Origin of the sequence: Aquimarina amphilecti, from assembly GCF_900109375.1 — a bacterium.
Taxonomy (GTDB): Bacteria; Bacteroidota; Bacteroidia; order Flavobacteriales; family Flavobacteriaceae; genus Aquimarina; species Aquimarina amphilecti.
Genome location: NZ_FOAB01000007.1, coordinates 158,009 through 181,889 on the forward strand (window position 1 = coordinate 158,009; position 23,881 = coordinate 181,889).

The following is a 23,881-nucleotide window of genomic DNA, read 5'->3' on the forward strand; positions in this document are numbered from 1 at the left end:
AGCCACCCCAAACAAAAAGTTTGGAATGGCTTAATAAAAAGTTCAAAGCTTTACACTATAATTTATTTATTATTAATATAGAAATTCTAAAGCTACGATATCAAAGTTACTAAATTCTCCATCTTCACTACCGTCAAAACAAGAGATCATTAATGAACCTGAATCTAAACCGCTCTGACCCCACTGGTTTGCAGTAGGTGTACCAGGGATATTAATCGCTCCAATACTACCAGCAGTTCCTTCATTACTATTATCACATCTTCTACGAGCATAATCAGTATGCCTGAAACCAAGTGCATGACCTATTTCATGTCCAATTACGTGCTCATTTACATTATTCACATTACTTCCACCGAAAGTTCCTGTTCCATTTAAGATTTGGATAAACTTTCCTGGTCTTCCTCCTTCAGGAAATTCCGCTTGACCACCAGCTCCACTACCGTTGTTGTTATATACAACCATATCAGCAGCTTGGAAGTTGGTTCCAAAAGTTAATCTAAAGTTTAAAGTAGTACTAATTCTGTTATAGTTATTAACAGCCCACTGTAAACCTGTCTGCATATTACTTGTTAATGCATTACCAGATCCTGTAAACCCTAAAATATCGATGGTTCTGTTAGAAGAAGAAACTAAATTATTCGTTCTGTATTGCTTAGTAAGTCCATCTTCAGCTACTCCTAAATCATAACTTCCTTTTTCAATTTCAGCAAGTTTCATCATAATATCTCCAGAAACTAGATATTGCTCTTCAATTCCATTAAGAAGAGTAACATTCTCAATTGTAGCATTACCAGGATTAACTCCCGCAGCCCATATTTTATCCTGTAAATCTTTACTTAATTCTAATGAAACTGGTTGTTCATCGTTGGTGATTTCGTCTTTTTGGCAAGATGTAACGACACCTGCAGCCATAGCGCAAAGCGCTAAAAATTTTAATTTTTTCATTTAAATCGTTGAGTTTGTGTATTATTACAGAATAGATCCGTTTTAAAACCTATTCTGTACGCAAATATTTTTGTGAAAGCTTTGAACTTTTTGAAAAATTTTGCAGATGGAAAGATATACATTTATTTCAACGAAACAACAAAAACCTTGAATAATTTATTGCGAATATGGGAAAACCGTAAAATAAATTCATTAAAAAACCTTAAAAAGACACAAAAATATCAATCCCATAATTCATAAAACAGATCTATAACAATCTTATTTACAATATCGTTCATAAAAAAACCATCTCGAAATTTAATCAAGATGGTTTTATAAAAAGATTCAAAGCTTTTATATTTTTATTCTATTACTTATACTTAGTTTTAGTATAAAGCATTTAAAGCGGTAACGTCTGTACTTGTAAATTCTCCGTCTTCACCAGAACCAAAACAAGCTAACATAATAGAATCCGCTCTATCAGAACTCGGTGTACCATTAATTAAGATTGCTCCTACTCCAGCAGTACCTTCATTTTGATTTTGTCCACAACTCTGACGAGATCTCCAGTCTTGGTGACGGAATCCTACAGAGTGACCAATTTCGTGAGTCATTACGTGCTCTACAACATTTGTACTAAAAGAATCAGTACCTGCGTTAATTTGTACTCTTTTAAAAGCTTGACCACCAGAAGGGAATCCTGCAGATCCACCTCCACCAGAAGCTCCGTTGTTGTAAACAACCATATCGTTGTTATTGAAATTACTTTGGAAAACAAGTGATAAGTTAAGAGAAGTATTTAATCTGTTATAATTATTAACAGCCCATTGTAATGCAGTTCTCATTTTACTTGTTAATGCACAACAAGATCCTGTATATCCAACAACTCTAAAGCTACGGTTTGATCCAGTTACAAGATTGTTTGTTCTATATTGCTTGTTAACTCCATCATCAGCAACACCTAATTTATGAACACCAGAAGTTAATTCCGATAATGAAACAAAAATATCTCCAGATTTAACACCTTGTACAGCTGCATCTCCAGGAAGTCCTTCCATTGTATAATATTCAGCATCATCTTTACTAATCCCCGCATCAACAAGTGCATCTGCATGTGCTTTTGTCAGCGCTGCAGTTTCAGGTTGTGCGTCATTTGTGATTTCGTCTTTTTGGCAAGATGTGATTACACCGGCCGCGATAGCGCAAAGCGCTAATACTTTGATTTTCTTCATTTTTAAAAAGTTGAGTTTGTGTAGTTACTATTAACAAAATAAATCTTCAACAGAATCTATTTTGATTGCATTTAATTTAATAAAGCTTTGAACCTTTTTAAATTTTAAGCGGGTTGAAGATATGATAATTTTTTTGAAATATCAGTTAAATATTTAAACAATCCTCTAATAATAAGGTAAATACATATATTAAATTTAATAAAGCAACGTAATCATTAACAAAATCATATCCTCAAATTACACGATAAAACCGATTAAATGCATCACCAAAATCCACATCCATTGTTGCTGCTAAGCAAAAAATTATGGCAACAAGGGAGATGTTAAAGAAATCCTAAGTAACTATATTTTTATAAGAAATATAATACTTTTCCTACAATTCATAAATTTTTAACTAAAAAGTGTTAAAAAAATATTAATCCTCATTTTGAAGCATGTTTTTTCGAAAAAAGTATTTAAAATTTTAAATCACAAACAACTTTAAGAAATCATCAATAACAATAAAACCCAACAAAAAGTTGGGCTTTATTATCTATGTACAAATAATTATAATAGCTATCTTCTAATAAAGATAGTTTAATGCTGTTATATCGTTTCCGTTAAATTCGCCTGTAGCACTAGTACTAAAGCAAGCTAACATAATAGACGTAGAACCATAACCTGTAGGTGTTCCTGGGATATGAATTGCACTATGGAACCTGCACTTTCTCCAGATCGCCCACAGCTTTGACGACTAAACCAATCAGTATGACGAAAACCTATTGAGTGACCTATTTCATGAGTTATTACATGCTCATTTACATTATTAGAATATCCTCCTAACCCGTAAATAGCTATCCCAAAAATAGGCCTACCTTGCGCATCAGGAAACCCTGCTACTCCTCCTTACTCTCCAGCTGCTTCTTCATTAGGATCATGATATACAACCACATACTTTGATTGGTAATCCGTGCCAAAAGTCAATCTAAAGCTAACAGACAAGTTTAATCTATTATAATTGTTTACAGCCCATTGTAAACCAGTTCTTTCTTTACTATTGAGACCAAAACCTCATTTCCAGTATACCCAATAACGTCTATTGTCTTGCTAGAACCTGTAACCAAATTATTTGTTCTATACTGCTTAGTATCACCTTTTGTAGTTCCTAATACTGGAGTTTTCATCAAATTTTCTATGGTAGAAAAATAATCTCCAGATCTAACACCTGTAACTTCAGAAGCATCAATAAATGTTCTTGTTTGTATAATTGCATCAGTAGGATTTACACCAATTGCTTCCAATTGCAATTTTACTTCTTTAGAAACTTCTTTGTTTGGAGTTTCAACTTCATTTGTAAGGTCTTCTTTCTGACAAGATGTAACAAGACCAACTACTATAGCACAAAATGCTAAAAGTTTAATTGTTTTCATTGTAAAAATGTGTTGAGTTTCTATAAACTATTTTGGGAAAGTACATTCAAAACCAACGAACTACGCTAGCTTAAAAATCAATAAGAAAGTTTTGGGGTTTACAATTTTTTCCAATCCAGAGATATCATATTTTTTTGTCAAAAAAGTTAATCCCTTGAATTATCTCTCGCGAAATGATTTAAACACCTAATATTTAATAATAAAAATGTTTTTCTCGACGTATAACACAATTACAAAAATCTCAAAAAGCTTTACAATTATTACGTTAAAATCATAAATTAATTTTTTTTACAAAAAAAATCGCTCAATAAATATTTTTATTAAGCGATTATTCCTACATATATTTTATTTTCATACAATTTCAGCGCTTAAACCCGCTTGAAGTAATTTAGAACATCTAGGTACCAATTCTTCGTAAACTCCTGTTTTCACAGTACATTTACCTTTATAATGCACTAGCATTGCACATTGTTCTGCTTGAACTGGTGTATGTTCACAAGTATATATTAATGTTTCAATAACATGATCAAAAGTATTTACATCGTCGTTATATAAAACAATTTCATTATTATTTTGTTCTACTGTTTTTTCTAAAACTTCCTCTAAAACCTTTTCTTGAGTGCTCATCTCATTAATTTTATACAAATATACTATTTCGAATATAATAAATTATCGTCTATCACATTATTTTAACCTGTAACCAGCTGCTATCCAATTATTTCTCTCAAAAAACTCCAAAAATTCAAGATTATTATCTCTACATTCTTTAGTAATTAACCCTAAATCTTCTTTATAAAAACCACTTAATAAAAGAACTCCTCCAGTATTTAAGGTTTTTACATAGGTAGGAATATCATTTAATAATATATTTCTATTGATATTAGCAATTACCACATCATACCTCTTGTCGATCAACAATGATGCATCTCCCTCATAAGCAGTAATATGCCTACACTTATTACGTTCTACATTTTCTATTGTATTTAAAAAGCACCAATTATCAATATCAATTGCATCAATAGGTTGTGCTCCTTTCATTTCAGATAAAATAGCTAAAACTCCTGTTCCACATCCCATATCCAAGACTTTTTTATTTCGCAAATTTTGTTGAAGCAAGTGCTGAATCATCATATGAGTAGTTTCGTGATGACCAGTACCAAAAGACATTTTTGGTTCTATTACGATATCATAAAGTAACTCTGGTTTTTCATGAAAAGGAGCTCTAACACCGCAAGTATTATCTACAATAATAGGAGTGAAATTTTTTTCCCATTCTTTATTCCAATTCACTTGCTCTATCTCCTTAGTCGAATACGTTATTTCGAACTCATCCGAGTTTAGAATATAAATATCTTTTAACATATCCTCATTCCACTCTTCTTTTTGGATAAAAGCTTCTACTCCATTTTCAGTTTCTACAAAGCTTTCAAAACCGACATATCCTAATTCTGCTATCAAAATCTCTGTAGCTGGTTTCAGCGGCACAATATTAAAATAATATCCTATATATATAGGTGTTGTCATCTTTAATTAAATTAGAACACAAAGTTAACCTTTTGACCAACAAAAAAAGATATTCGTTATTACGAATACCTCTTATTCTGTTTAAAAAAAATATTTAAAATGAATTTGCTATTGCTGCAAAACTTTCCGGATCTAAAGCAGCTCCTCCAATCAATCCTCCATCAACATCTGGTTTCGCAAAAATCTCTTTAGCATTAGTAGGTTTTACACTTCCTCCATAAAGAATAGAAACTTGTTCTGAAACCTCCGTATTAAATGCATCTCCAATAGTTTTACGTATAAATGCATGCATTTCTTGAGCTTGTTCTGGACTTGCTGTCTCTCCTGTTCCTATTGCCCAAACTGGTTCATATGCCAAGACAATATTATCCCAAGCTTTATTATCTAATTTAAATAATGCATTTTTTAATTGACTTTCTACTACATTAAAGTGATTACCACTTTTTCTATCTTCTAATTCTTCACCAAAACAAAAAATAACAGTCATGTCATGTTTTAATGCTGTATTTACTTTTTCTTCTAACAATTCGTCTGTTTCTCCAAAATAAGCTCTACGTTCACTATGTCCTAATATCACTACATTTACACCAACACTCTTTAGCATATCTACAGAAATCTCTCCTGTAAATGCTCCACTTTCAGATTGATGCATATTTTGAGCAGCTACGTCAATATCAACATCTCTAAGTTCTTCAAAAGCATAATAGAGATTTGTAAATGTCGGAGCTACAATTATTTTAGCTTCTGACGACTCCTTAAATTTTGTTTTTAGTTCTGAAAGTAAAACTCCTGTCTCGGCAAGATTTTTATTCATTTTCCAGTTTCCTGCTACAATTTTTGTTCTCATTAATTTTAATTTATGTGTGTGGTTTTTACTTGGTTACATTTTAAAGAAAATCACTAAACTCTTATCCTAGGGTCTAGCCATCTATAAATAACATCTACAAATATATTGATTAAGATAAACACAGAAGAAATTACTATAACCGCCCCCATAATAATAGGAAGATCTGATGTATTCAATGCATCTACAATCTCTTTACCTAACCCATTCCATCCAAAAATATATTCTACAAAAACAGCTCCTGCCAACATAGAGGCAAACCATCCAGAAATAGCTGTTACGACAGGATTTAGCGCATTTTTCAAGGCATGTCGCTTAATTACCTGAAATAATGATAAGCCCTTTGCTTTAGCTGTACGTATATAATCTTGACTCATTACTTCCAATAGAGAATTCCTCATTAATTGAGTAACCACTGCTAATGGTCTTACTCCCAAAACAATCGCAGGCAATATTAAGTTTTTCCACTGGATATAAGTTCCTTCTCCAAAATCATCTACCTCATATAAACTTCCAGTCATATTCAGATTGGTATATTCATGCAAAACATAACCAAACAACCAAGCGAAAATAATTGCACTAAAAAAAGACGGAACACTCATCCCAATAGTGCTTACTAGTTGAATTAACCGATCTGCCCATTGGTCCTTCATCAAAGCACTGATAATACCCATAGAAATCCCTAAAAATATAGCGATCAAAATAGCAGATATAGCTAGTACTGCAGTATTAGGCAATGTTTCTTTAATAACTTGACTTACTTTTTTACCATTTTTCTGAAAAGACTCTCTTAAATAAGGATATTTAAACACTGTTTTTACGTTACCAATAGTAAACAATGAAACTCCAGTATACTTATTACTATCAAAAAACGAAAAATCAACTTCCTTCGTACTGTGAAAAGAAATTGGTGAAAGATCATTTAGATAATATCTATACTGAGTACTTAGAGGGAGATCAAAACCATATTTTTTCTTGATAATATCTAACTGCTCCTTATTTTCATTCTGTCCCATCATCATTTGAGCTGGATCTCCAGGAAGAATTGTAAATAATAGAAATATAACAGTAATTACTCCTAATAAAGTAAGTAATGCATACCCAAATTTATAGAAGTACTTAATCATTACTAATTCGCCTTTTCTTTGAGCTTTTCAACTTCTTCTAATGTATAGGCTTTGTATTCAAAAGTATCTCCATATAATCTTTTAGCATACTCTTCTACTGTAGTATCATATCCAGCATTTTCTCGCCGTTGATTAACATTTTCGACATCTTTTATAGGCCATATAATCTTTATCGGTGCATTTGTATTATGGTTCAATGTCATTCCCTGAGTACCATATACTTGTTCTTTACCTATACTCATTAGATGTCTATCTTCCATCATAGCCACTAACCTAAAAGGAATTTCATCATCTTCTCCCGCCTTCTTAATCAATGGAAGGTATTCATTTATTTTATTAGAATGCTGAATCACAAACCAAGCAGTTTTATTAGCTGGTTCTCCCACTAAGCTTTTACCAGGATATCCATACTTCTTAAAAACCTGTTCAATAAATACTGTATTCGAAGAATCTATTGCACTTTGTTGCAACCATAAATCGGTAGTTGCTTCTTTTTCTGTAGCTCCTACTAACTTAGCAATACTATCTCTCTCTTCTATAGTCTGAGCTTGCATTAATTTTCTGAATTTTTGATCTAGCTTAGCAACACTATCTAATTGAGATTTTAATTGCTCATTAATTAAAGGTTTAGACGGTTCTACTTTATCTAAAATTAATTTATCTACATCATTCCAGTGTAACTTTTCTGTTATAGTACCTTTATTCAGTTTTACGATTCCTGGATTTGATCGTAATATAGTTTTAAGCGCAGTTTCATCAGTACTATAAAAATCAAAACTTAGATTGTATTGTTCTTTTTTCTGAGAAACTTCTTGAGGAGAAGATGCAGTAAGACCTATTACATCATAACCTTGCGACATAGCCTTATCTGTAATACCCTTGAGCGTATTCATCCCTTCTCCTTCACTTTTAGATAAATTATACATCACAATAAGAACTACATTTTCTTTATTCAAAAATTCAGAAGTGTAGTCCCGACCGCCTTTCTCTATAGCAAAATCATGAATCGGTGGTATATATCCTTCATTAATCATTTCGGTTTCTACACCAATATATTTACCATCTACCTGAGGATATTCTCCACTAGTCGTTACAATCTCTTCTTTACCATCCACATCAAACTTCCAAAAATATTTAAACTCTGCTTCCGGCGCTCCTTCAGGCACCGACATCCCTTCTTCTATATTTGTTCCAATTTTATAAGCTCTAAAATCAAAAGTTGGCAAATGCATTAACACTTGATATGCAAATGCAAGGCAAATTGAGAAACTTACAAACACAATCCATTTATGGGAGGTTTCTGGAAGAATAGGTGTTATGTATTTTCTTCCGAAAAATAATATCAAAATAAAGACTAATAAAATAACATCCTTCGTAAAAGACTCCCAAGGTGTTAATGGCAATGCATCACCAAAACACCCACAATCGGTAACTTTATTAAAATATGCCGAATAAAAAGTAAGAAATGTAAAAAAGACAATCATACCTAATAAAGACCATATAGTAAATTTAGGCAGATAGCCCAACAACAATGTAATTCCAACAATTATTTCAAAAACACATAGAAATACTGCCATAAGCAATGCAAATGGAATCAAAAATTCCATATTCAAAACACCTTCACTAAAATATTCCTGTAGTTTATAGGAAAATCCCAATGGGTCATTAAGCTTAATAAATCCTGAAAATAAAAAAAGAGCTGCTACAAATATTCTGGAAAAACCAACAAGTATTTTCATCATTAGAATGGTAATTATTATTTATTTTGAACAAGATAATAGGTTTACATCTTGTTACTTTTAGTTTAACAGTATTTTATAAAATCAGAAATCATTTGGCTTCACCTAGATGTATCATAGCGAAAACTGCATAATTAACCATATCCTGATAATTAGCATCAATCCCTTCACTTACCAACGTCTTTCCTTTATTATCTTCGATTTGCTTTACTCTTAACAGTTTTTGAATAATCAAATCCGTCAATGAACTTACTCTCATATCACGCCAAGCCTCTCCATAATCATGATTTTTGTTCATCATTAGCGTTTTCGTAATATCAATATGGTTATCATACAATTTTGTAGCCGCATCTGTAGACAAATCAGGCTGTTCCGCAATTCCTTTTTCCAATTGTATTAAGGCCATTAGACTATAATTTATAATACCAATAAACTCAGAAACTTCACCTTCATCTACTTTTCTCTCCGCATTCTCTTGCAATCCTCTAATGCGTTGCGCTTTTATAAAAATCTGATCCGTAAGAGATGGCAACCTAAGGATTCTCCATGCACTTCCATAATCTTTCATTTTATTAATGAATAGATCACGACATTTCTTAATTACCGCGTCATATTGTGTAGACGTATCTTGCATATTAATGTTGAATTTTGCGTAAATTTCGCTTTAATATGGCAATTATACCAAATAAACATTAAAAATATAGTATAAACTCTTCTATGACTATTAATTGCAAAGGCTCTTTAATCGATCTCTCTACCCCAAAAGTAATGGGTATCTTAAATCTAACACCAGATTCTTTTTATGATGGAGGCAAGTATAAAGACGAATCACAGATTTTATATCAAACCGAAAAAATGCTTCAAGAAGGAGCAACCTTTATCGATCTTGGAGCATATTCCTCAAGACCAGGTGCTGATCATATCTCAATCGAAGAAGAAGAAAATAGAATTTTACCTATAGTCACATTAATTCTTTCTAAGTTCCCTAATACTATTCTGTCTATTGACACTTTTAGAAGCAAGATTGCAAAACAATGTATTGAAGCTGGAGCTGCAATTATTAATGATATTTCCGCAGGTAGTTTAGACAAAGAGATGATTAAAATTGTCGGAGCTCTCAAAGTACCCTATATAATGATGCATATGAAAGGTACTCCGCAAACCATGAAATCTTTAAATCAATATGATAATTTAATAGAGGATATACAGCTTTATTTTTCCCAAAAAATAATTGAAGCTATAAAAGAAGGTATTAATGATCTCATCATTGATCCTGGTTTTGGTTTTGCCAAAAACATCGATCAAAATTTTGAGCTACTAAACAAGTTAGATTTATTAAATATTCAAGAATATCCAATTTTAGCTGGAATTTCACGAAAATCTATGATTTACAAATCACTAAACATTAACCCTTCTGAATCTTTGAATGGAACAACCTCCTTAAACACTATTGCTTTACTAAAAGGTGCTTCGATTTTAAGAGTACACGATGTAAAAGAGGCGATGGAATGCGTTACTCTCTTCCACAGATATAAAGGGCAGGCCTAAAGTTTTATTTAAAAAGATGCTTTTTCAAGCTTTTCAAATCAGAGTTTCGCTAATTTTTCTATTTTTACAAAAAGACCACATTTGGATTTAATCAACCTTAGAATATTAGATGTCTTAGATATCGTACTTGTAGCACTCTTGCTATACTACATCTATAAGTTGGTTAAAGGAACAGCAGCAATTAACATTTTTATAGGTATCGTAATGATTTATCTAGTCTGGAAACTTACTCAGTTTCTAGCTATGGAAATGTTAAGTAGTGTGTTAGGTGAATTTATCGGCGTAGGAATGTTTGCTTTAATTGTTGTTTTCCAACAAGAGATAAGAAAGTTTCTTTTAATGATTGGATCCACAAATTTTGGGAGGAGAAGAAAATTCCTCAGACAGCTAAAATTTATTAGAGATACTCCTGAAGATAGCCTCACTGATGTTGCTGCTATTGTTAAAGCGTGTACAAAAATGGGGGATACATTCACTGGTGCATTAATAGTAATTAAGCGAAATACATCGTTAGATTTTGTAAAAACATCTGGAGACGAACTTGATATTTTGGTAAAAACACCAATAATAGAAAGCATTTTTTATAAAAATAGCCCTTTACACGATGGAGCTATGATTATCGAAGACAATAGAATTGTTGCTACACGAGTGATTCTTCCCGTAACTAATGACAGAAATATTCCTTTACGTTTTGGACTAAGACATCGCGCAGCTATTGGAATTACAGAAAAAACAGATGCGCTAGCATTAATTGTAAGTGAAGAAACTGGTCAGATCTCATATATAAGAAATGGAGAGTTTGTAATTTTCAAAACTCCGGAAGAATTGATTGAAAAAATAACAAGGGATTTACAATAATGAGCAAACATCTTACTAATATAAACCATTGTAAAAACTGTGGTTTTCAGATTGATCACTATTCATTTTGTCCTGATTGCGGAGCTAAAAAAATAACCAAACGCATCACATTTAAAAACTTGACTCAAGAATTTAGTGATCGTTTTCTTAATCTTGACAATTCATTTATAAGAACATTTATACACTTATTTACAAAACCGAATATTGTAATTGACGGATTCATTAATGGTCTTAGAAAAAGATATGTAAATGTTTTCAGCTACTTTGCTATTTCTCTTACTATAGCAAGTTTATATAGTTTTATTCTTGCTAAGTACAAAGATGTGATTTTCTCAAATGTATTTACAGATGCAAACCAAATTAAAGCCTCAAAAGTAGCTTCGGATTTTTCTTTTGAATATCAATCTTTGATATCATTTTTAACCATTCCGGTTTTAGCCCTGATATCAAGACTTGTATTTCTAAACTATAAAAAATACAATCTTACTGAGCATTTTGTGATCTATTTATATGCATACTCACATATTACTATGGTCATAAGTTTTATCACTTTACCACTAATTCTAACAGTAAAAAACCTATCCTTAATTCTATGGATTCAGTTCCCCGTCTCCATTATTTATAGTGCGTACGTACTTAAAAAACTATATGAAATAAGCATAAAGAAAATACTACTCAAGACCTTGTTGTTTTCAATAATAATGGCAGTTTTATTTGTGATTTTCAGTATCATTGTAGCAATTATAATGATGAAAACAGGTGTTATGAACGGAGAAGCAACCTCTTCTATTTAATTGTTTAATTAATATTTTCAAAAAAATCTCAGTATATAATGGATAAGACTGTTACAATTAATAATTGTAAAAATTGTGGTGACAATATAAAAGATGTTAATTTCTGCTCTAACTGTGGTGCTAAAAAAATCACGAAACGTATTACATTTAAAAACTTACTTACAGAAATAAGCGAAGTTTATCTTAATGTAGATAACACTTTTATAAAAACTATTAGAGATCTTACCATAAAACCGCACATTGTTATTGATGATTATATTAATGGTGTTAGAAAAAAACACCTTAATTTACCTTCTTACTTCTTATTATCACTTACATTATCGACTATATTAACCTTCTTAAAGGAAAAAGCTTTTAATATCGCGTCAGAATCTGAAAAATTAGATGATCAATCAGAAGCTTTAAAGTTTTTTATTGAAGTAATGGAAAAATACCCAACACTTGGTTATTTTTTATTCATACCTTTTTACTCACTTATATCTCGATTTATTTTTAGAAAATATAGAAAATATAATTTCACAGAACATATCGTAATAAACACCTATCTAATAGCACACCTTACAATATTAACTTTTATCCCTTATATAATTTCGTTTGGTTTTGGTGATTACATAGAAGAAAGTAGTTTTGTTTTCTTAGCAATTCAAGCTATTTACGCTACATTTTTGTTCAAAAATCTTTACAACATTAGTTATATAAGAGTCATTATAAGAGGGTTTATCGGATTACTACTAGCTCTGTTAATCATTATCGGTTTAGTAGTAGTTATGGCTCTATCTACTAAATTTCTTAAAGAATACGGATTTCTCAATTAAACATCTCGAACTTCTGCAAACTGCACATCATAAAGATTTTTGTAGTAACCGTTTTCAACCTCCAACAGCTCATTATGGTTTCCTTGTTCTACAATCTTACCGCTATCCATAACTATAATTTTATCAGCATTTTTAATGGTTGCCAATCGATGTGCTATTACAATAGAAGTTCTTCCTTCCGTAATTTTATCAGTAGCATCTTGGATAAGTTGCTCACTATGAGAATCTACAGAAGACGTAGCTTCATCTAGGACTAAAATACCAGGATTAGACACATAAGCTCTAAGAAAAGATATTAATTGCCTTTGCCCAGAAGAGAGCATTACTCCTCTTTCTTTTACATTATAATGATAGCCTCCAGGAAGGCTGCATATAAAATCATGAATTCCAATTTCTCTAGCTGCCTTCACAACTTGATCTTCTGTTATAGTAGGATCATTAAGAGTTATATTATTAAAAATAGTATCTGCAAACAAAAACACATCCTGCAATACCACTGCAATATGACTTCTTAAAGATTTTAGGTCAATGGTATCAATTCGTTTCTTGTCAATAGAGATAATTCCTCCATTAATTTCGTAAAACCTGTTAAGCAAATTAATAATTGTTGATTTTCCTGCACCAGTAGCTCCTACAATAGCAACTGTTTCTCCCGCATTAACAGAAAATGAAATTCCTTTTAACACTTCTTCTCCTTCTATATAACTAAAAAGAACATCCTCAAAATCAATATTTCCTTGTATATTTTGAAGTTCTATTTTCCCTGAATCATTTATCTTAGAATGAGTATCCAACACTGCAAATACTCGATTCGCTGCAACCATCCCCATTTGCAAAGTATTAAACTTATCTGCAATCTGTCGCAATGGCCTAAAAAGCATCTGAGACAACTCGATAAACGCAATTACAACACCTAATGTAATCACATCACCTTGCGCGGCTCTTAACCCTCCATACCAAACTATTAAACCTATGGTTATAGAACTTGACATTTCTGCAATGGGAAAAAATATAGAATTATACCAAACAGTTTTTATCCACCCTTTTTTATGCTTTTCATTTATCTCCTTAAAACTAGCATATTCTATCTCCTCCCTAGTAAAAAGCTGAACAATCTTCATTCCTGTTATACGCTCCTGAACAAAAGAATTTAAATTAGAAACCTGAGTTCTTACTTCTTCAAAAGCAGTTTTCATTTTTTTTTGAAAAACCCTAGTAGCAAAAACTATAAAAGGCAGTACTGCCAAAACAATCAAAGTTAGTTGCCAACTATAATAGAGCATAAAACAGAGAATAACTACCATTTTTAACAAATCACTTATGATCATAAAAAGTCCTTGACTAAAAATACTAGCGATTGTTTCTATATCGCTCACTGCTCTAGTTACCAATCTACCCACTGCGGATTGATCATAATATTGTTTTTTAAAACCCAACATATGATCAAAAAGCTTAACTCTTACATCCCTAATTACTTCTTGACCTAGCCAATTAGCAAAATATATAAATAGAAATTGAAAAATAACTTCTAACAATAATACTCCAAGTATTAAACTGATATAAAACACTATCAGTTTTTCATCCTTAGGTATAAAACTCTCATCTATGGTTTTTTGTAACAAAAGTGGTCTCAATACAGCAAAAGCTGATAATAGTATAGCAGACAAAGCCACAAAATAAAATGTGAACCGATAGGGATTAGTATAGCTAATCAACCTTCTAAACAATTTAAAATCAAATGCCTTTCCGCTTTTTTCAGCCATTACTTTGTAAGATATATAGTTTTTGGGTATTGTACTTCTGTTAAATATAAACCATGAGCTGGCACAGAATACCCAGCTTCACTCCTATTTTCACTTTTAATTATTTTTTTTAAATCTTCTAAATCTAATTTATGTTCTCCTATTTCTATTAAAGTTCCCACAATAGCTCTGACCATGTTTCTTAAGAAACGGTTAGCAGAAATTTTAAAAATTAGCTTGTCACCATTTATTTCCCAATTAGCATTGGTAATATTACAATTATACGTTTTTACATCGGTTTTAGACTTACTAAAACATTTAAAACTCGTGTAGTTTAACAGTAATTTAGCAGCTTTATTCATCAGATCTAAATCCAATTCTTTCTTAAGGTAATATGAACTATTTATACTAAAAGGATCTTTAAACAACGTTACAAAATACTCATAAGACCTGCTTACAGCATCAAATCTAGCATGAGCATCATCCCTCACCAAACTCACTTTTTTTACCGCAATTTCTTTTGGAAGAAGAGAATTAAGCTTATATTTAAATTGAGTGGCATCCACCTCGCATTCACTATCAAAATGAGCCATTATTTGTTTTGCATGAACTCCTGCATCTGTTCTACCAGCTCCTACTACATCTATTTTAGATTTTAACAATAATGACAAGGAATCTTCCAAAACTTCTTGTACGGAAATTGCATTAGGCTGTCGTTGCCATCCATGATAAGGTGTTCCATTATATGAAAGTTCTAAAAAATATCTCAAAGCTTTATTATATTTTTGTTCTAAATTTAATCGCAAATATACTTTATAATATAGAGATGAATTATACAGTATCACTTCGGTTTATTTATTACATTATAAATCTTTCTTATTCAATAATTTGAAAAAAATACTTTTACTAAGCGACACACATAGTTATATTGACGATCGTATTTTACATTACGTCCATGAAGCAGACGAAGTTTGGCATGCTGGAGACATTGGTGATTTAAAAGTTACTGATAAAATCGAAGCAATTAAACCACTTCGTGCTGTATATGGCAACATAGATGATGATAAAGCTAGAGTTTGTTTTCCTTTGCACCAACGGTTCTCTTGCGAAGAAGTTTCTGTCTGGATTACTCACATAGGAGGATATCCTCCAAAATATAATCGCAACACGATCGAGGAAATAAAAACTAATCCCCCACAATTATTTATTTGTGGACATTCACATATTTTAAAAGTAATTCCTGATAAAAATAATAATGTATTACATATGAATCCAGGAGCTGCAGGAAAACATGGATTTCACAAAGTAAGAACAATGCTAAGATTTACATTAAGTAAAGGAAAAATAGAAAACTTAGAAGTAATTGAACTTGGTAAAAAATAAGACCCGAAGTTGGCATACTCCGGGTCTTAACGCACTAATACTACTAAGATTTTAGGTTTATCGTAATCGATCTACAGATTTTACGAGATTTTCATCCTTTTTTATAGCCTTATTGGCTATAACTAATAAAACGATAGAAATAACAGGAATCAACATCCCAATACCTTTCTCCGAAACCAAAGTTTCTCCAGATAATGTTAGTGACCAATAAACAAATACTCCTAGTAAAATAAAGTTTAATAAGATATTGATACGCCCCAAAACGAATTGAAGCTGTCTATTTTTAAACAAAAAAATACTCACTAAAGCCAAGATAGCGGATCCACTGAACATTCCCAAAACCAAAAAATTATCTTGAGGCAATAAATCGTCTCCATTTTGATTAAGTCCATATGGCAGTACATTAGATAAACCACCGGATATCAAAACTACTAAAAACAAATAAATTGATTGGATTCTTTGTATCATTCCCCCTTGTTCTTTTGGAAAAGCAAAAATAGGAGTTTCTTTTTATAATTATATGTAAAAATCAAAAATAAAGTCGTATACTTGCATCACAATTTATGTAACCCATTCTATTTAGGTTACTTACCTTCAAAATAAAATTTTCCTAGAATTCTTCTTTAGAAAATTTAATACCAGAACCTTAAATTATATAACAAATTTAAATGTTAGAGATTTCTGAATTAAAAGCGAAAAAGCTTCCTGAGCTACAGGAAATTGCGAAAAGTTTAAACGTACCTAAATTTCGCACCATGAAAAAATTAGACTTGGTATACCAAATACTTGATTACCAAGCTGCAAACCCTAACAAGGTGAAAGAGGTTATTATAGAAGATTCTTCTGCTAAGACAGAAAAGAAAACTGAAAAACCTCAGTCAAAACAAGCGCCAAGACAAAGAAGACCGCGCAAAACAACTAACACTCAAAACCCTCAGGCTAAAAAAGACACAAATCCTCCTGCAGAAAAAAGCAACCCTGCCAAACAAGAACCAAAGGAGAATACTCAACCTGTAAAAGAGGTCAAAGAAAATAAGAGACCTCAAAAAAAGCAAGAGGACAAAAAAGAGGATCGTAAGGACGATAGAAAAGAAAATCGTAATAGAAACAACGATAAACCCCAGAACAAAAACCGTAATAACAACAATAAAAAAGATAATAACGGAAACAGGGATAACGGAAACAGAGACAATAGAAATCGATACAAAGAACCTGATTACGAATTTGATGCAATTATCCAAAGTGAAGGAGTACTTGACATCATGCAAGATGGTTATGGATTTTTAAGATCAAGTGACTATAATTACCTTTCTTCTCCTGATGACATATATGTTTCACAATCGCAAATAAGATTATTTGGACTTAAAACAGGAGATACAGTTCTTGGACAAGTAAGACCTCCAAAAGAAGGAGAAAAATATTTTCCTTTAATAAAAGTAAATAAGATCAACGGTCTAGATCCCCAAGTAGTAAGAGACAGGGTTTCTTTTGAACACCTTACACCACTTTTCCCTCAAGAAAAATTTAAGTTAGCAGAAAGACAAAGCACTATATCCACAAGAATAATGGACTTGTTTTCTCCTATCGGTAAAGGACAACGTGGTATGATTGTGTCTCAACCAAAAACAGGAAAGACAATGTTACTTAAGGATGTAGCAAACGCAATCGCCGCTAATCATCCCGAAGTATACCAAATGATCCTCTTAATTGACGAACGTCCTGAAGAGGTTACGGATATGCAACGTAATGTTCGAGGAGAAGTTATTGCTTCCACATTTGACAAAGAAGCTCATGAGCACGTTAAAATAGCCAATATAGTTTTAGAAAAAGCAAAAAGATTAGTAGAATGCGGTCATGATGTAGTAATATTACTAGACTCTATTACCCGTCTAGCAAGAGCATACAACACCGTACAACCTGCTTCTGGTAAAATTCTTAGTGGTGGTGTTGATGCAAATGCATTACACAAACCAAAACGTTTCTTTGGAGCAGCACGTAATATAGAAAATGGAGGATCCCTTACTATTATCGCTACAGCCTTAACAGAAACCGGCTCTAAGATGGACGAAGTTATTTTTGAAGAGTTCAAAGGAACAGGTAACATGGAATTACAATTAGATCGTAAAATATCCAATCGTAGAATTTTCCCTGCAATCGACCTTACATCTTCAAGTACACGTCGTGATGATATCTTATTGGACGAAAACACAATACAAAGAATGTGGGTAATGAGAAAATACCTAGCAGATATGAATCCTGTTGAAGCTATGGAGTTTATCAACGAACGTTTCAAACAAACAAGAAATAATGATGAATTCTTGATTTCTATGAACGGATAACCAAACACCTTATATATAAGGACTAACAAAAAGGCTGTCAAAAAAATGACAGCCTTTTTGTTATTTAAAGTTTTTTTAAGAATCGTCTTTATAATATCTAAGTAATTTTGAAATAAAAACCACACCGTGAAAGGTTTAACAACAAACAAAGACTACTACAAAAAAACTTTTTTTATGAAAACCATTATATACAGCTTACTTATCATTCTTATTTCACTAACAAGTTGTCAAGGAAATAGTCAAACTAACAACAAAAAAAACGAAACCTCCCAAAACCAAAATATAACTCCAATCCAGACTGAACCAATTAACGGAATGGAACGAGCATATTTTGCCAGTGGTTGTTTTTGGTGTGTAGAAGCTGTATATGAGAGTGTAACAGGAGTGCAAGAAGTAATCTCTGGATACTCGGGAGGCCACACAGAAAACCCAACCTATGAATCAAGCAATACAGGTCGTACAGGTCACGCAGAAGCGGTAGAAGTTTTATACGATCCGAAAACAATCTCCTTTGCCTCATTAGTTGACGTATATTTCGGATCACAAAACCCTACACAAATAAATGGACAAGGACCTGATCAAGGGTCACAATACAGATCTATTATATTTTATCAAAATGAAAATCAAAAAAACATTATTCTAAAAAAGAAAGATTTTCTTAGTAAAAGTTTAAACAGAAGAATTGCTGCAGAGGTAACTCCATTTCAAAAATTCTGGAAAGCAGAAGACTATCATCAAGATTACGAAAAAAGAAACCCTTATAACAGATATATTCAAAATGTATCAATCCCAAGATTAAAGCGTTTTCAGAAAAAATTCCCTGAACTAATCAAAAACAATCACTAAATCGTTTTCTCGATACCCACGAACAGATTCTCTCAAATAATAATCATATTCTCAATATAATCTTACACTAAAAAAACGGTCAGCTATTTCTGACGGAAGTAAAAACCACACTCAAAACTCAAGAAAAAAAAGAGAACCTTATCTTAAATATCTAACTTATTTTAAGAAAAAAACACTCCACAAAACACTTAAGCAAATATTCCTATTTTCAAAAAATACAGAAAACACAAAAAATATAAACACCTTAATATCAAAAGAATATACAAGAACTTGTAAGAAGCAATCTATTGAAAGATTAAAAAAATACTATGCATGCATAATTAAAAATGTTAAAGTATTGTGAAAAATAAGAGGTTACAATAAAAATTTAGTCTTGACAAAATGCCAAATTTAAATCCATTACAACTTAAAAAATTCACACCGACTTAAAGCCCAATAAACACAGTGTAAATCAGTTGTAATACACAAAATAATCGTTGAAAAACACAAATTGATTAAAAAAAAAGTAGATTTTTATACAAATAAAGTCGAAACAAGTTGTGTTTTTCATATTAATAACTTACTTTTGTTTATAGTTTAAGAGTTTTCAACTCAGCTGATTAATAAATAAGTTTAAACTTGTACTCAAGGAAAACATGTTTAAAAAGCTGAAAAACAACGAATTAAGCTTAAAAAAAGTTCTTTAAAAATCTGAATTCTTAACAATAAATAAACTTTTGTTAATAATTTAAAAACGTCAACAGAAATAGTTTGGCATGTTTTTTGAGAACGACATTTTGAACAATAACTTTTAAAAATTATTTAAAAGAGTATAAAAAAAGCAACTAAAGATTAACATCTTAGATTAAAGAACCCTAATCTGCTTTATTTTTGAATTTTAATTATGTAAACACAGAAAGATTATGAAATCAATTTTTACATTTATTTTGCTATTGGTGATGACTTCCTCGACTTTCGCTCAAATAAAGTCGCTGGATCGTTATTTAATGTCCACCGCCAAATTAGAACTAAGAACTGGACCAGGAGCTAACTTTGATATTATCGGTGAAATCCCACAAGGAACACAAGTATATGTTATTAGTTCTGGTTATGGAGACTGGAGTACAGTTCAATACAAAAACGGAAACGGTTTTGTACTAACAAAATTACTAGCAGAAGATAGTAGTATTGCAGAAGCTGAAAGAGCTGCAAAAGCTGCTGAAGCTAGAAGAAACGCTGCTAGACTTGCTGCTGAAGAAGCTATCAGGAAAGCTGAACAAGCAAAAATTGCTGCTGCTGAGGCTGCAAGAAAAGCAATTGCTGAGGCAGAAAGATTAACAAGACAAGCTGAAGCTGATGCTGCTGCTGCAGAAGCTGCTGCTGCTGCTGCGAAACAAAATCAGACCGCTGCAGAAAGAAGAAGATTAGCTGAATTAGCTGAAACTCAAAAAGCAGTGGAAGCAGCTAACAGAAGAACATTAGGTAGCACAGAAACCGCATACACACCAATAGAGTCAAAAACGGCTTCTGGTGGCAGTAATGCAAGTACCTCAAGAACTGCTGCTGCTCCAACAAAGGTAACAAGAGAAAATAAATACTCTAGTTGGGAAAAGAAGACTTATAAATCAGGTGCTACTCCTAAGTCATTTAACTTCAAAGGGAAATTTGAATATAAGTTAGATAATTACTTAAAAGTAGAAGTGGGTAAAAACACTGAAGTTGTAGTTAAGCTTGTGAAAATGGGTAAAACTGCTAATGATGATGAAACAATTAGAATTGTATACATCAACAGTAATCAAACTCAGTTCATTAGAAATATTCCTGAAGGAGAATACTACTGTGTTATCGCTTACGGAAAAGAATGGAAAGAATCTCCTAGTAAGAACGGAAAGAAACAAGGTACTTTTACTAAAAATGCTTTGTATGAAAAAGGACAAGATATCTTAGATTTTAACACAATCAAGACTGATGAAGGAATTAATGTACCATCTTATAGTCTTTCTTTAGACCTTCAAGCTAATGGAACATTATACAATGATGTAGAGGATCAAGACAATATTGATTCTGGTGCATTCAACTCTTTTTAATAGAAAAGTAAACTATTAAAATAAACAAAATACATATTTTATTATCACCAATAATAAATGTAAAATAATAAAAGCGCCTTATTCAAGGCGCTTTTGTTGTATTTATACTAACCAAAGAATCATCAAGCATATTCACTCAACTCCAAGTACAAAGTAGATAAAATAGATCCCGCTTTTTTTGCTTTAGAAAAACATTTCTCCACAAATAAAAGCATCAACTCACACATACACACCTAACACATCAGTTATACAACAAAAAAACCTTGGATTTTAGTCCAAGGCTTCAATATATATATGATTATACTATAAATTAAATTTCACTTACAAAATAGAGATGAAACCTAGCCATTATTGCGATGTCTCTCTCTAGCAAGTAATGTATTTTTAAGAAGCATAGCAATCGTCATTGGACCAACTCCACCTGGAACTGGTGTAATAAATGAAGCTTTCTTACTAACATTTTCAAAATCTACATCTCCTACAATCCTATATCCCCTTTCTCTAGAGTCATCAACTACTCTAGTAATACCAACATCAATAATAACCGCATCATCTTTTACCATTTCAGCTTTAAGAAAATTAGGTACACCCAAAGCGGATATAACGATATCAGCTTGAGAAATAATTTGCGTAATATTTTTTGTATGGCTATGCGTTAATGTTACTGTAGAGTTACCTGGCCACCCTTTTCTACCCATCAAAATACTCATTGGTCTACCAACTATATGACTTCTTCCTATAACTACAGTATGTTTCCCCTTTGTATCAACATTATACCGCTCTAAAAGCTCTAAAATCCCAAATGGTGTTGCAGGAATAAAGGTAGACATATCCAAAGCCATTTTTCCAAAATTCATTGGATGAAACCCATCTACATCCTTATCTGGATCCACAGCCAATAAAACTTTTTGGGTATCAATTTGTGGAGGTAAGGGTAATTGAACTATAAATCCATCAATATTAGAATCTTCGTTCAACTCTTTAATTTTAGCTAACAGCTCAACTTCGCTGGTAGTACTTGGCATTTTTACCAAGGTAGATTCGAAACCTATTCTTTCGCACGCTTTTACTTTACTACCAACATAAGTAAGACTTGCTCCATCATTACCAACTAATACAGCTGCTAGGTGTGGAACTTTCTCGCCACGATCTTTCATTTTTTGAACCTCGTCAGCGATTTCATTTTTAATGTCGTTACTTACTTTTTTTCCGTCTAAAACTTCCATATTGAGCCCCTACTCTATTTTTTATTATATATTAGTAATACAAATTTATTTCATTTTACCCATCATTTGCATCATACGCTTTCCACCGCCACCTTGCATCATTTTCATCATCTTGCTCATCTGATCAAATTGTTTAAGCAATTGATTAACCTGCTGCACCGAAGTACCAGATCCTTTACCAATACGCTTTTTTCGACTTGCATTTATAATTTGCGGTTTTGTGCGCTCTGCGGGTGTCATAGAATGAATTATCGCTTCTATATGTTTAAAAGCATCATCATCTATATCTACGTTCTTCATCATTTTACCAGCTCCAGGAATCATCCCCACTAAATCCTTCATATTACCCATCTTCTTAACCTGCTGAATTTGCTTTAAGAAGTCATCAAAACCAAATTGATTTTTGGCAATTTTTTTCTGTAATTTTCGTGCTTCTTCTTCATCAAACTGTTCCTGAGCTCTCTCCACAAGGGATACTACATCTCCCATTCCCAAAATACGATCCGCCATACGAGATGGATAGAAAACGTCAATCGCTTCCATCTTCTCTCCAGTACCAATAAATTTTATTGGTTTATTGACAACAGATTTTATAGATATTGCAGCTCCACCTCTAGTATCTCCATCTAATTTAGTTAGAATAACACCGTCAAAATTCAACACATCGTTAAATGCCTTAGCAGTATTAACCGCATCCTGACCTGTCATAGAATCTACAACAAATAATGTTTCACTCGGAGTAACTGCCTTATGGATATTGGCTATCTCAGTCATCATTACCTCATCAACTGCTAAACGACCGGCTGTATCTATAATAACTACATTAAATCCATTCGCTTTAGCATGAGCAACACCTGCCTTAGCAATAGCAACCGGATCATTATTTCCTCTATCACTAAAAACTTCAACGCTAATTTGCTCTCCAACTACGTGCAACTGATCTATCGCAGCAGGTCTATAAACATCACAAGCTACTAATAGAGGTTTTTTAGTCTTTTTATTCTTTAGAAAGTTTGCTAATTTTCCAGAAAAAGTAGTTTTACCCGAACCCTGTAGTCCTGACATTAGTACAACTGAAGGGTTCCCAGATAAATTAACTCCAGCAACCTCTCCACCCATCAATTCTGTTAACTCGTCTTTTACAAGTTTAACCATTAATTGACCAGGCTTAAGACTCTTAAGTACATTTTGACCTAATGCTTTTTCTTTTACAGTAGCCGTAAAATCTTTAGCAATTTTATAATTAACATCGGCATCAACTAATGCTCTACGAACTTCCTTAAGTGTCTCAGCGACATTTACTTCAGTAATCTGGCCATGGCCTTTTAGAATATGTAACGCTTTATCTAACTTATCACTTAAATTATCAAACATATGCTTTCTTCAGGTTTTGAAAAAATCTGCTTTTTTAGCAGATAAGTGCAAATTTAATGATTTGAAGTGTATTAATAAAGAATGGCTAAGA

At 32.1% G+C, this 23,881-nt stretch carries 23 protein-coding genes and 1 pseudogene; 8 read left to right on the forward strand and 16 right to left on the reverse strand.

The window, feature by feature from the left end; genetic code table 11:
• Positions 1-72: 72 nt before the first annotated feature.
• The 11 genes and pseudogenes from BMY33_RS18310 to BMY33_RS18350 form a co-directional block, all read right to left on the reverse strand.
• The gene (locus BMY33_RS18310) at positions 73-945 is read right to left on the reverse strand and encodes a M57 family metalloprotease (protein WP_091411249.1); all 873 of its coding nucleotides are present in this window, start codon (positions 943-945) and stop codon (positions 73-75) included.
• A gap of 365 nt (positions 946-1,310) precedes the next feature.
• Positions 1,311-2,156 carry a M57 family metalloprotease gene (locus BMY33_RS18315; RefSeq protein WP_091411251.1) on the reverse strand — a complete coding sequence of 282 codons (846 nt, stop codon included), beginning with the start codon at positions 2,154-2,156 and terminating at the stop codon, positions 1,311-1,313.
• 562 nt (positions 2,157-2,718) lie between these two features.
• Positions 2,719-2,796, reverse strand: coding sequence for a M57 family metalloprotease (locus BMY33_RS24020; RefSeq protein WP_425284234.1), 78 nt, complete (start codon positions 2,794-2,796; stop codon positions 2,719-2,721).
• Positions 2,790-3,143 (reverse strand): annotated as a pseudogene (locus BMY33_RS23975) (M57 family metalloprotease); the annotation flags it as partial. The gene BMY33_RS24020 and the pseudogene BMY33_RS23975, both read right to left, overlap by 7 nt.
• Before the next feature lie 14 nt (positions 3,144-3,157).
• Positions 3,158-3,565, reverse strand: a complete 408-nt coding sequence (locus tag BMY33_RS23980; protein ID WP_342028441.1) for a M57 family metalloprotease — start codon at positions 3,563-3,565, stop codon at positions 3,158-3,160.
• Between the two features lie 351 nt (positions 3,566-3,916).
• On the reverse strand, positions 3,917-4,192 hold the full coding sequence (locus BMY33_RS18325; RefSeq protein WP_027392496.1) for an ATP-dependent Clp protease adaptor ClpS: 276 nt from the start codon (positions 4,190-4,192) through the stop codon (positions 3,917-3,919).
• 57 nt (positions 4,193-4,249) lie between these two features.
• Positions 4,250-5,089 (reverse strand): 50S ribosomal protein L11 methyltransferase, encoded by an 840-nt coding sequence (prmA, locus tag BMY33_RS18330; protein ID WP_091411253.1) that lies wholly within the window; start codon positions 5,087-5,089, stop codon positions 4,250-4,252.
• 94 nt (positions 5,090-5,183) lie between these two features.
• Positions 5,184-5,936, reverse strand: a complete 753-nt coding sequence (gene tpiA / locus BMY33_RS18335; protein ID WP_091411255.1) for a triose-phosphate isomerase — start codon at positions 5,934-5,936, stop codon at positions 5,184-5,186.
• 53 nt (positions 5,937-5,989) lie between these two features.
• Positions 5,990-7,060, reverse strand: a complete 1,071-nt coding sequence (locus BMY33_RS18340) for an ABC transporter permease (RefSeq protein ID WP_091411258.1) — start codon at positions 7,058-7,060, stop codon at positions 5,990-5,992.
• A 2-nt stretch (positions 7,061-7,062) separates the two neighbouring features.
• Positions 7,063-8,802, reverse strand: a complete 1,740-nt coding sequence (locus BMY33_RS18345; protein WP_244543052.1) for a BT_3928 family protein — start codon at positions 8,800-8,802, stop codon at positions 7,063-7,065.
• 88 nt (positions 8,803-8,890) lie between these two features.
• Positions 8,891-9,433: a DUF1599 domain-containing protein gene (locus tag BMY33_RS18350; RefSeq protein WP_091411260.1), complete on the reverse strand. Its 543-nt coding sequence runs from the start codon at positions 9,431-9,433 to the stop codon at positions 8,891-8,893.
• A gap of 83 nt (positions 9,434-9,516) precedes the next feature.
• On the opposite strand from BMY33_RS18350, the gene folP reads away from it, so the two are divergent.
• The 4 genes from folP (at position 9,517) to BMY33_RS18370 (ending at position 12,814) form a co-directional block, all read left to right on the forward strand.
• Positions 9,517-10,347 carry a dihydropteroate synthase gene (gene folP, locus BMY33_RS18355; RefSeq protein WP_091411262.1) on the forward strand — a complete coding sequence of 277 codons (831 nt, stop codon included), beginning with the start codon at positions 9,517-9,519 and terminating at the stop codon, positions 10,345-10,347.
• 81 nt (positions 10,348-10,428) lie between these two features.
• A complete protein-coding gene (locus BMY33_RS18360; protein WP_091411264.1) occupies positions 10,429-11,205 on the forward strand; it encodes a diadenylate cyclase in 777 nt (258 codons plus the stop codon).
• Positions 11,205-11,999, forward strand: a complete 795-nt coding sequence (locus BMY33_RS18365) for a DUF3667 domain-containing protein (RefSeq protein WP_091411266.1) — start codon at positions 11,205-11,207, stop codon at positions 11,997-11,999. Before BMY33_RS18360 ends, BMY33_RS18365 begins: the two co-directional genes overlap by 1 nt.
• A gap of 38 nt (positions 12,000-12,037) precedes the next feature.
• The gene (locus BMY33_RS18370; RefSeq protein ID WP_091411268.1) at positions 12,038-12,814 is read left to right on the forward strand and encodes a DUF3667 domain-containing protein; all 777 of its coding nucleotides are present in this window, start codon (positions 12,038-12,040) and stop codon (positions 12,812-12,814) included.
• On the opposite strand, the gene BMY33_RS18375 is transcribed toward BMY33_RS18370, so the two are convergent.
• A complete protein-coding gene (locus BMY33_RS18375) occupies positions 12,811-14,577 on the reverse strand; it encodes an ABC transporter ATP-binding protein (RefSeq protein WP_091411270.1) in 1,767 nt (588 codons plus the stop codon). The genes BMY33_RS18370 and BMY33_RS18375 overlap by 4 nt on opposite strands.
• Positions 14,577-15,326, reverse strand: a complete 750-nt coding sequence (gene truA, locus BMY33_RS18380; RefSeq protein WP_091411599.1) for a tRNA pseudouridine(38-40) synthase TruA — start codon at positions 15,324-15,326, stop codon at positions 14,577-14,579. The genes BMY33_RS18375 and truA overlap by 1 nt, the downstream gene beginning before the upstream one ends.
• A 118-nt stretch (positions 15,327-15,444) precedes the next feature.
• On the opposite strand from truA, the gene BMY33_RS18385 reads away from it, so the two are divergent.
• Positions 15,445-15,939 (forward strand): metallophosphoesterase family protein, encoded by a 495-nt coding sequence (locus tag BMY33_RS18385; RefSeq protein WP_091411272.1) that lies wholly within the window; start codon positions 15,445-15,447, stop codon positions 15,937-15,939.
• 57 nt (positions 15,940-15,996) lie between these two features.
• Here BMY33_RS18385 and BMY33_RS18390 read toward each other — a convergent pair whose 3' ends face one another.
• Entirely contained in the window at positions 15,997-16,407 is a 411-nt protein-coding gene (locus tag BMY33_RS18390; protein WP_091411274.1) for a DUF4293 domain-containing protein, read from the reverse strand.
• A 200-nt stretch (positions 16,408-16,607) separates the two neighbouring features.
• Between BMY33_RS18390 and rho the strand changes: the two genes are divergently transcribed.
• From rho to BMY33_RS18405, 3 genes are all read left to right on the forward strand, one after another.
• A complete protein-coding gene (gene rho, locus BMY33_RS18395) occupies positions 16,608-18,278 on the forward strand; it encodes a transcription termination factor Rho (protein WP_091411276.1) in 1,671 nt (556 codons plus the stop codon).
• A gap of 174 nt (positions 18,279-18,452) precedes the next feature.
• Positions 18,453-19,124, forward strand: coding sequence for a peptide-methionine (S)-S-oxide reductase MsrA (gene msrA, locus BMY33_RS18400; RefSeq protein ID WP_091411278.1), 672 nt, complete (start codon positions 18,453-18,455; stop codon positions 19,122-19,124).
• Positions 19,125-20,026: 902 nt separating this feature from the next.
• Positions 20,027-21,190: an SH3 domain-containing protein gene (locus BMY33_RS18405; RefSeq protein ID WP_139195696.1), complete on the forward strand. Its 1,164-nt coding sequence runs from the start codon at positions 20,027-20,029 to the stop codon at positions 21,188-21,190.
• 341 nt (positions 21,191-21,531) lie between these two features.
• Here BMY33_RS18405 and BMY33_RS18410 read toward each other — a convergent pair whose 3' ends face one another.
• Both BMY33_RS18410 and ffh read right to left on the reverse strand, forming a co-directional pair.
• Positions 21,532-22,416 (reverse strand): bifunctional 5,10-methylenetetrahydrofolate dehydrogenase/5,10-methenyltetrahydrofolate cyclohydrolase, encoded by an 885-nt coding sequence (locus BMY33_RS18410; protein ID WP_091411283.1) that lies wholly within the window; start codon positions 22,414-22,416, stop codon positions 21,532-21,534.
• Positions 22,417-22,461: 45 nt separating this feature from the next.
• Positions 22,462-23,790 (reverse strand): signal recognition particle protein, encoded by a 1,329-nt coding sequence (gene ffh, locus BMY33_RS18415; protein WP_091411285.1) that lies wholly within the window; start codon positions 23,788-23,790, stop codon positions 22,462-22,464.
• Positions 23,791-23,881: the final 91 nt, after the last annotated feature.

Bases quoted from the DNA above. Each gene is read 5' to 3' on its own strand.
- BMY33_RS18310 (WP_091411249.1), bottom strand. From the start codon at position 945: ATGAAAAAATTAAAATTTTTAGCGCTTTGCGCTATGGCTGCAGGTGTC.
- BMY33_RS18315 (WP_091411251.1), bottom strand. From the start codon at position 2,156: ATGAAGAAAATCAAAGTATTAGCGCTTTGCGCTATCGCGGCCGGTGTA.
- BMY33_RS24020 (WP_425284234.1), bottom strand. From the start codon at position 2,796: ATGTTAGCTTGCTTTAGTACTAGTGCTACAGGCGAATTTAACGGAAAC.
- BMY33_RS23980 (WP_342028441.1), bottom strand. From the start codon at position 3,565: ATGAAAACAATTAAACTTTTAGCATTTTGTGCTATAGTAGTTGGTCTT.
- BMY33_RS18325 (WP_027392496.1), bottom strand. From the start codon at position 4,192: ATGAGCACTCAAGAAAAGGTTTTAGAGGAAGTTTTAGAAAAAACAGTA.
- prmA (WP_091411253.1), bottom strand. From the start codon at position 5,089: ATGACAACACCTATATATATAGGATATTATTTTAATATTGTGCCGCTG.
- tpiA (WP_091411255.1), bottom strand. From the start codon at position 5,936: ATGAGAACAAAAATTGTAGCAGGAAACTGGAAAATGAATAAAAATCTT.
- BMY33_RS18340 (WP_091411258.1), bottom strand. From the start codon at position 7,060: ATGATTAAGTACTTCTATAAATTTGGGTATGCATTACTTACTTTATTA.
- BMY33_RS18345 (WP_244543052.1), bottom strand. From the start codon at position 8,802: ATGATGAAAATACTTGTTGGTTTTTCCAGAATATTTGTAGCAGCTCTT.
- BMY33_RS18350 (WP_091411260.1), bottom strand. From the start codon at position 9,433: ATGCAAGATACGTCTACACAATATGACGCGGTAATTAAGAAATGTCGT.
- folP (WP_091411262.1), top strand. From the start codon at position 9,517: ATGACTATTAATTGCAAAGGCTCTTTAATCGATCTCTCTACCCCAAAA.
- BMY33_RS18365 (WP_091411266.1), top strand. From the start codon at position 11,205: ATGAGCAAACATCTTACTAATATAAACCATTGTAAAAACTGTGGTTTT.
- BMY33_RS18370 (WP_091411268.1), top strand. From the start codon at position 12,038: ATGGATAAGACTGTTACAATTAATAATTGTAAAAATTGTGGTGACAAT.
- BMY33_RS18375 (WP_091411270.1), bottom strand. From the start codon at position 14,577: ATGGCTGAAAAAAGCGGAAAGGCATTTGATTTTAAATTGTTTAGAAGG.
- BMY33_RS18390 (WP_091411274.1), bottom strand. From the start codon at position 16,407: ATGATACAAAGAATCCAATCAATTTATTTGTTTTTAGTAGTTTTGATA.
- rho (WP_091411276.1), top strand. From the start codon at position 16,608: ATGTTAGAGATTTCTGAATTAAAAGCGAAAAAGCTTCCTGAGCTACAG.
- msrA (WP_091411278.1), top strand. From the start codon at position 18,453: ATGAAAACCATTATATACAGCTTACTTATCATTCTTATTTCACTAACA.
- BMY33_RS18405 (WP_139195696.1), top strand. From the start codon at position 20,027: ATGAAATCAATTTTTACATTTATTTTGCTATTGGTGATGACTTCCTCG.
- BMY33_RS18410 (WP_091411283.1), bottom strand. From the start codon at position 22,416: ATGGAAGTTTTAGACGGAAAAAAAGTAAGTAACGACATTAAAAATGAA.
- ffh (WP_091411285.1), bottom strand. From the start codon at position 23,790: ATGTTTGATAATTTAAGTGATAAGTTAGATAAAGCGTTACATATTCTA.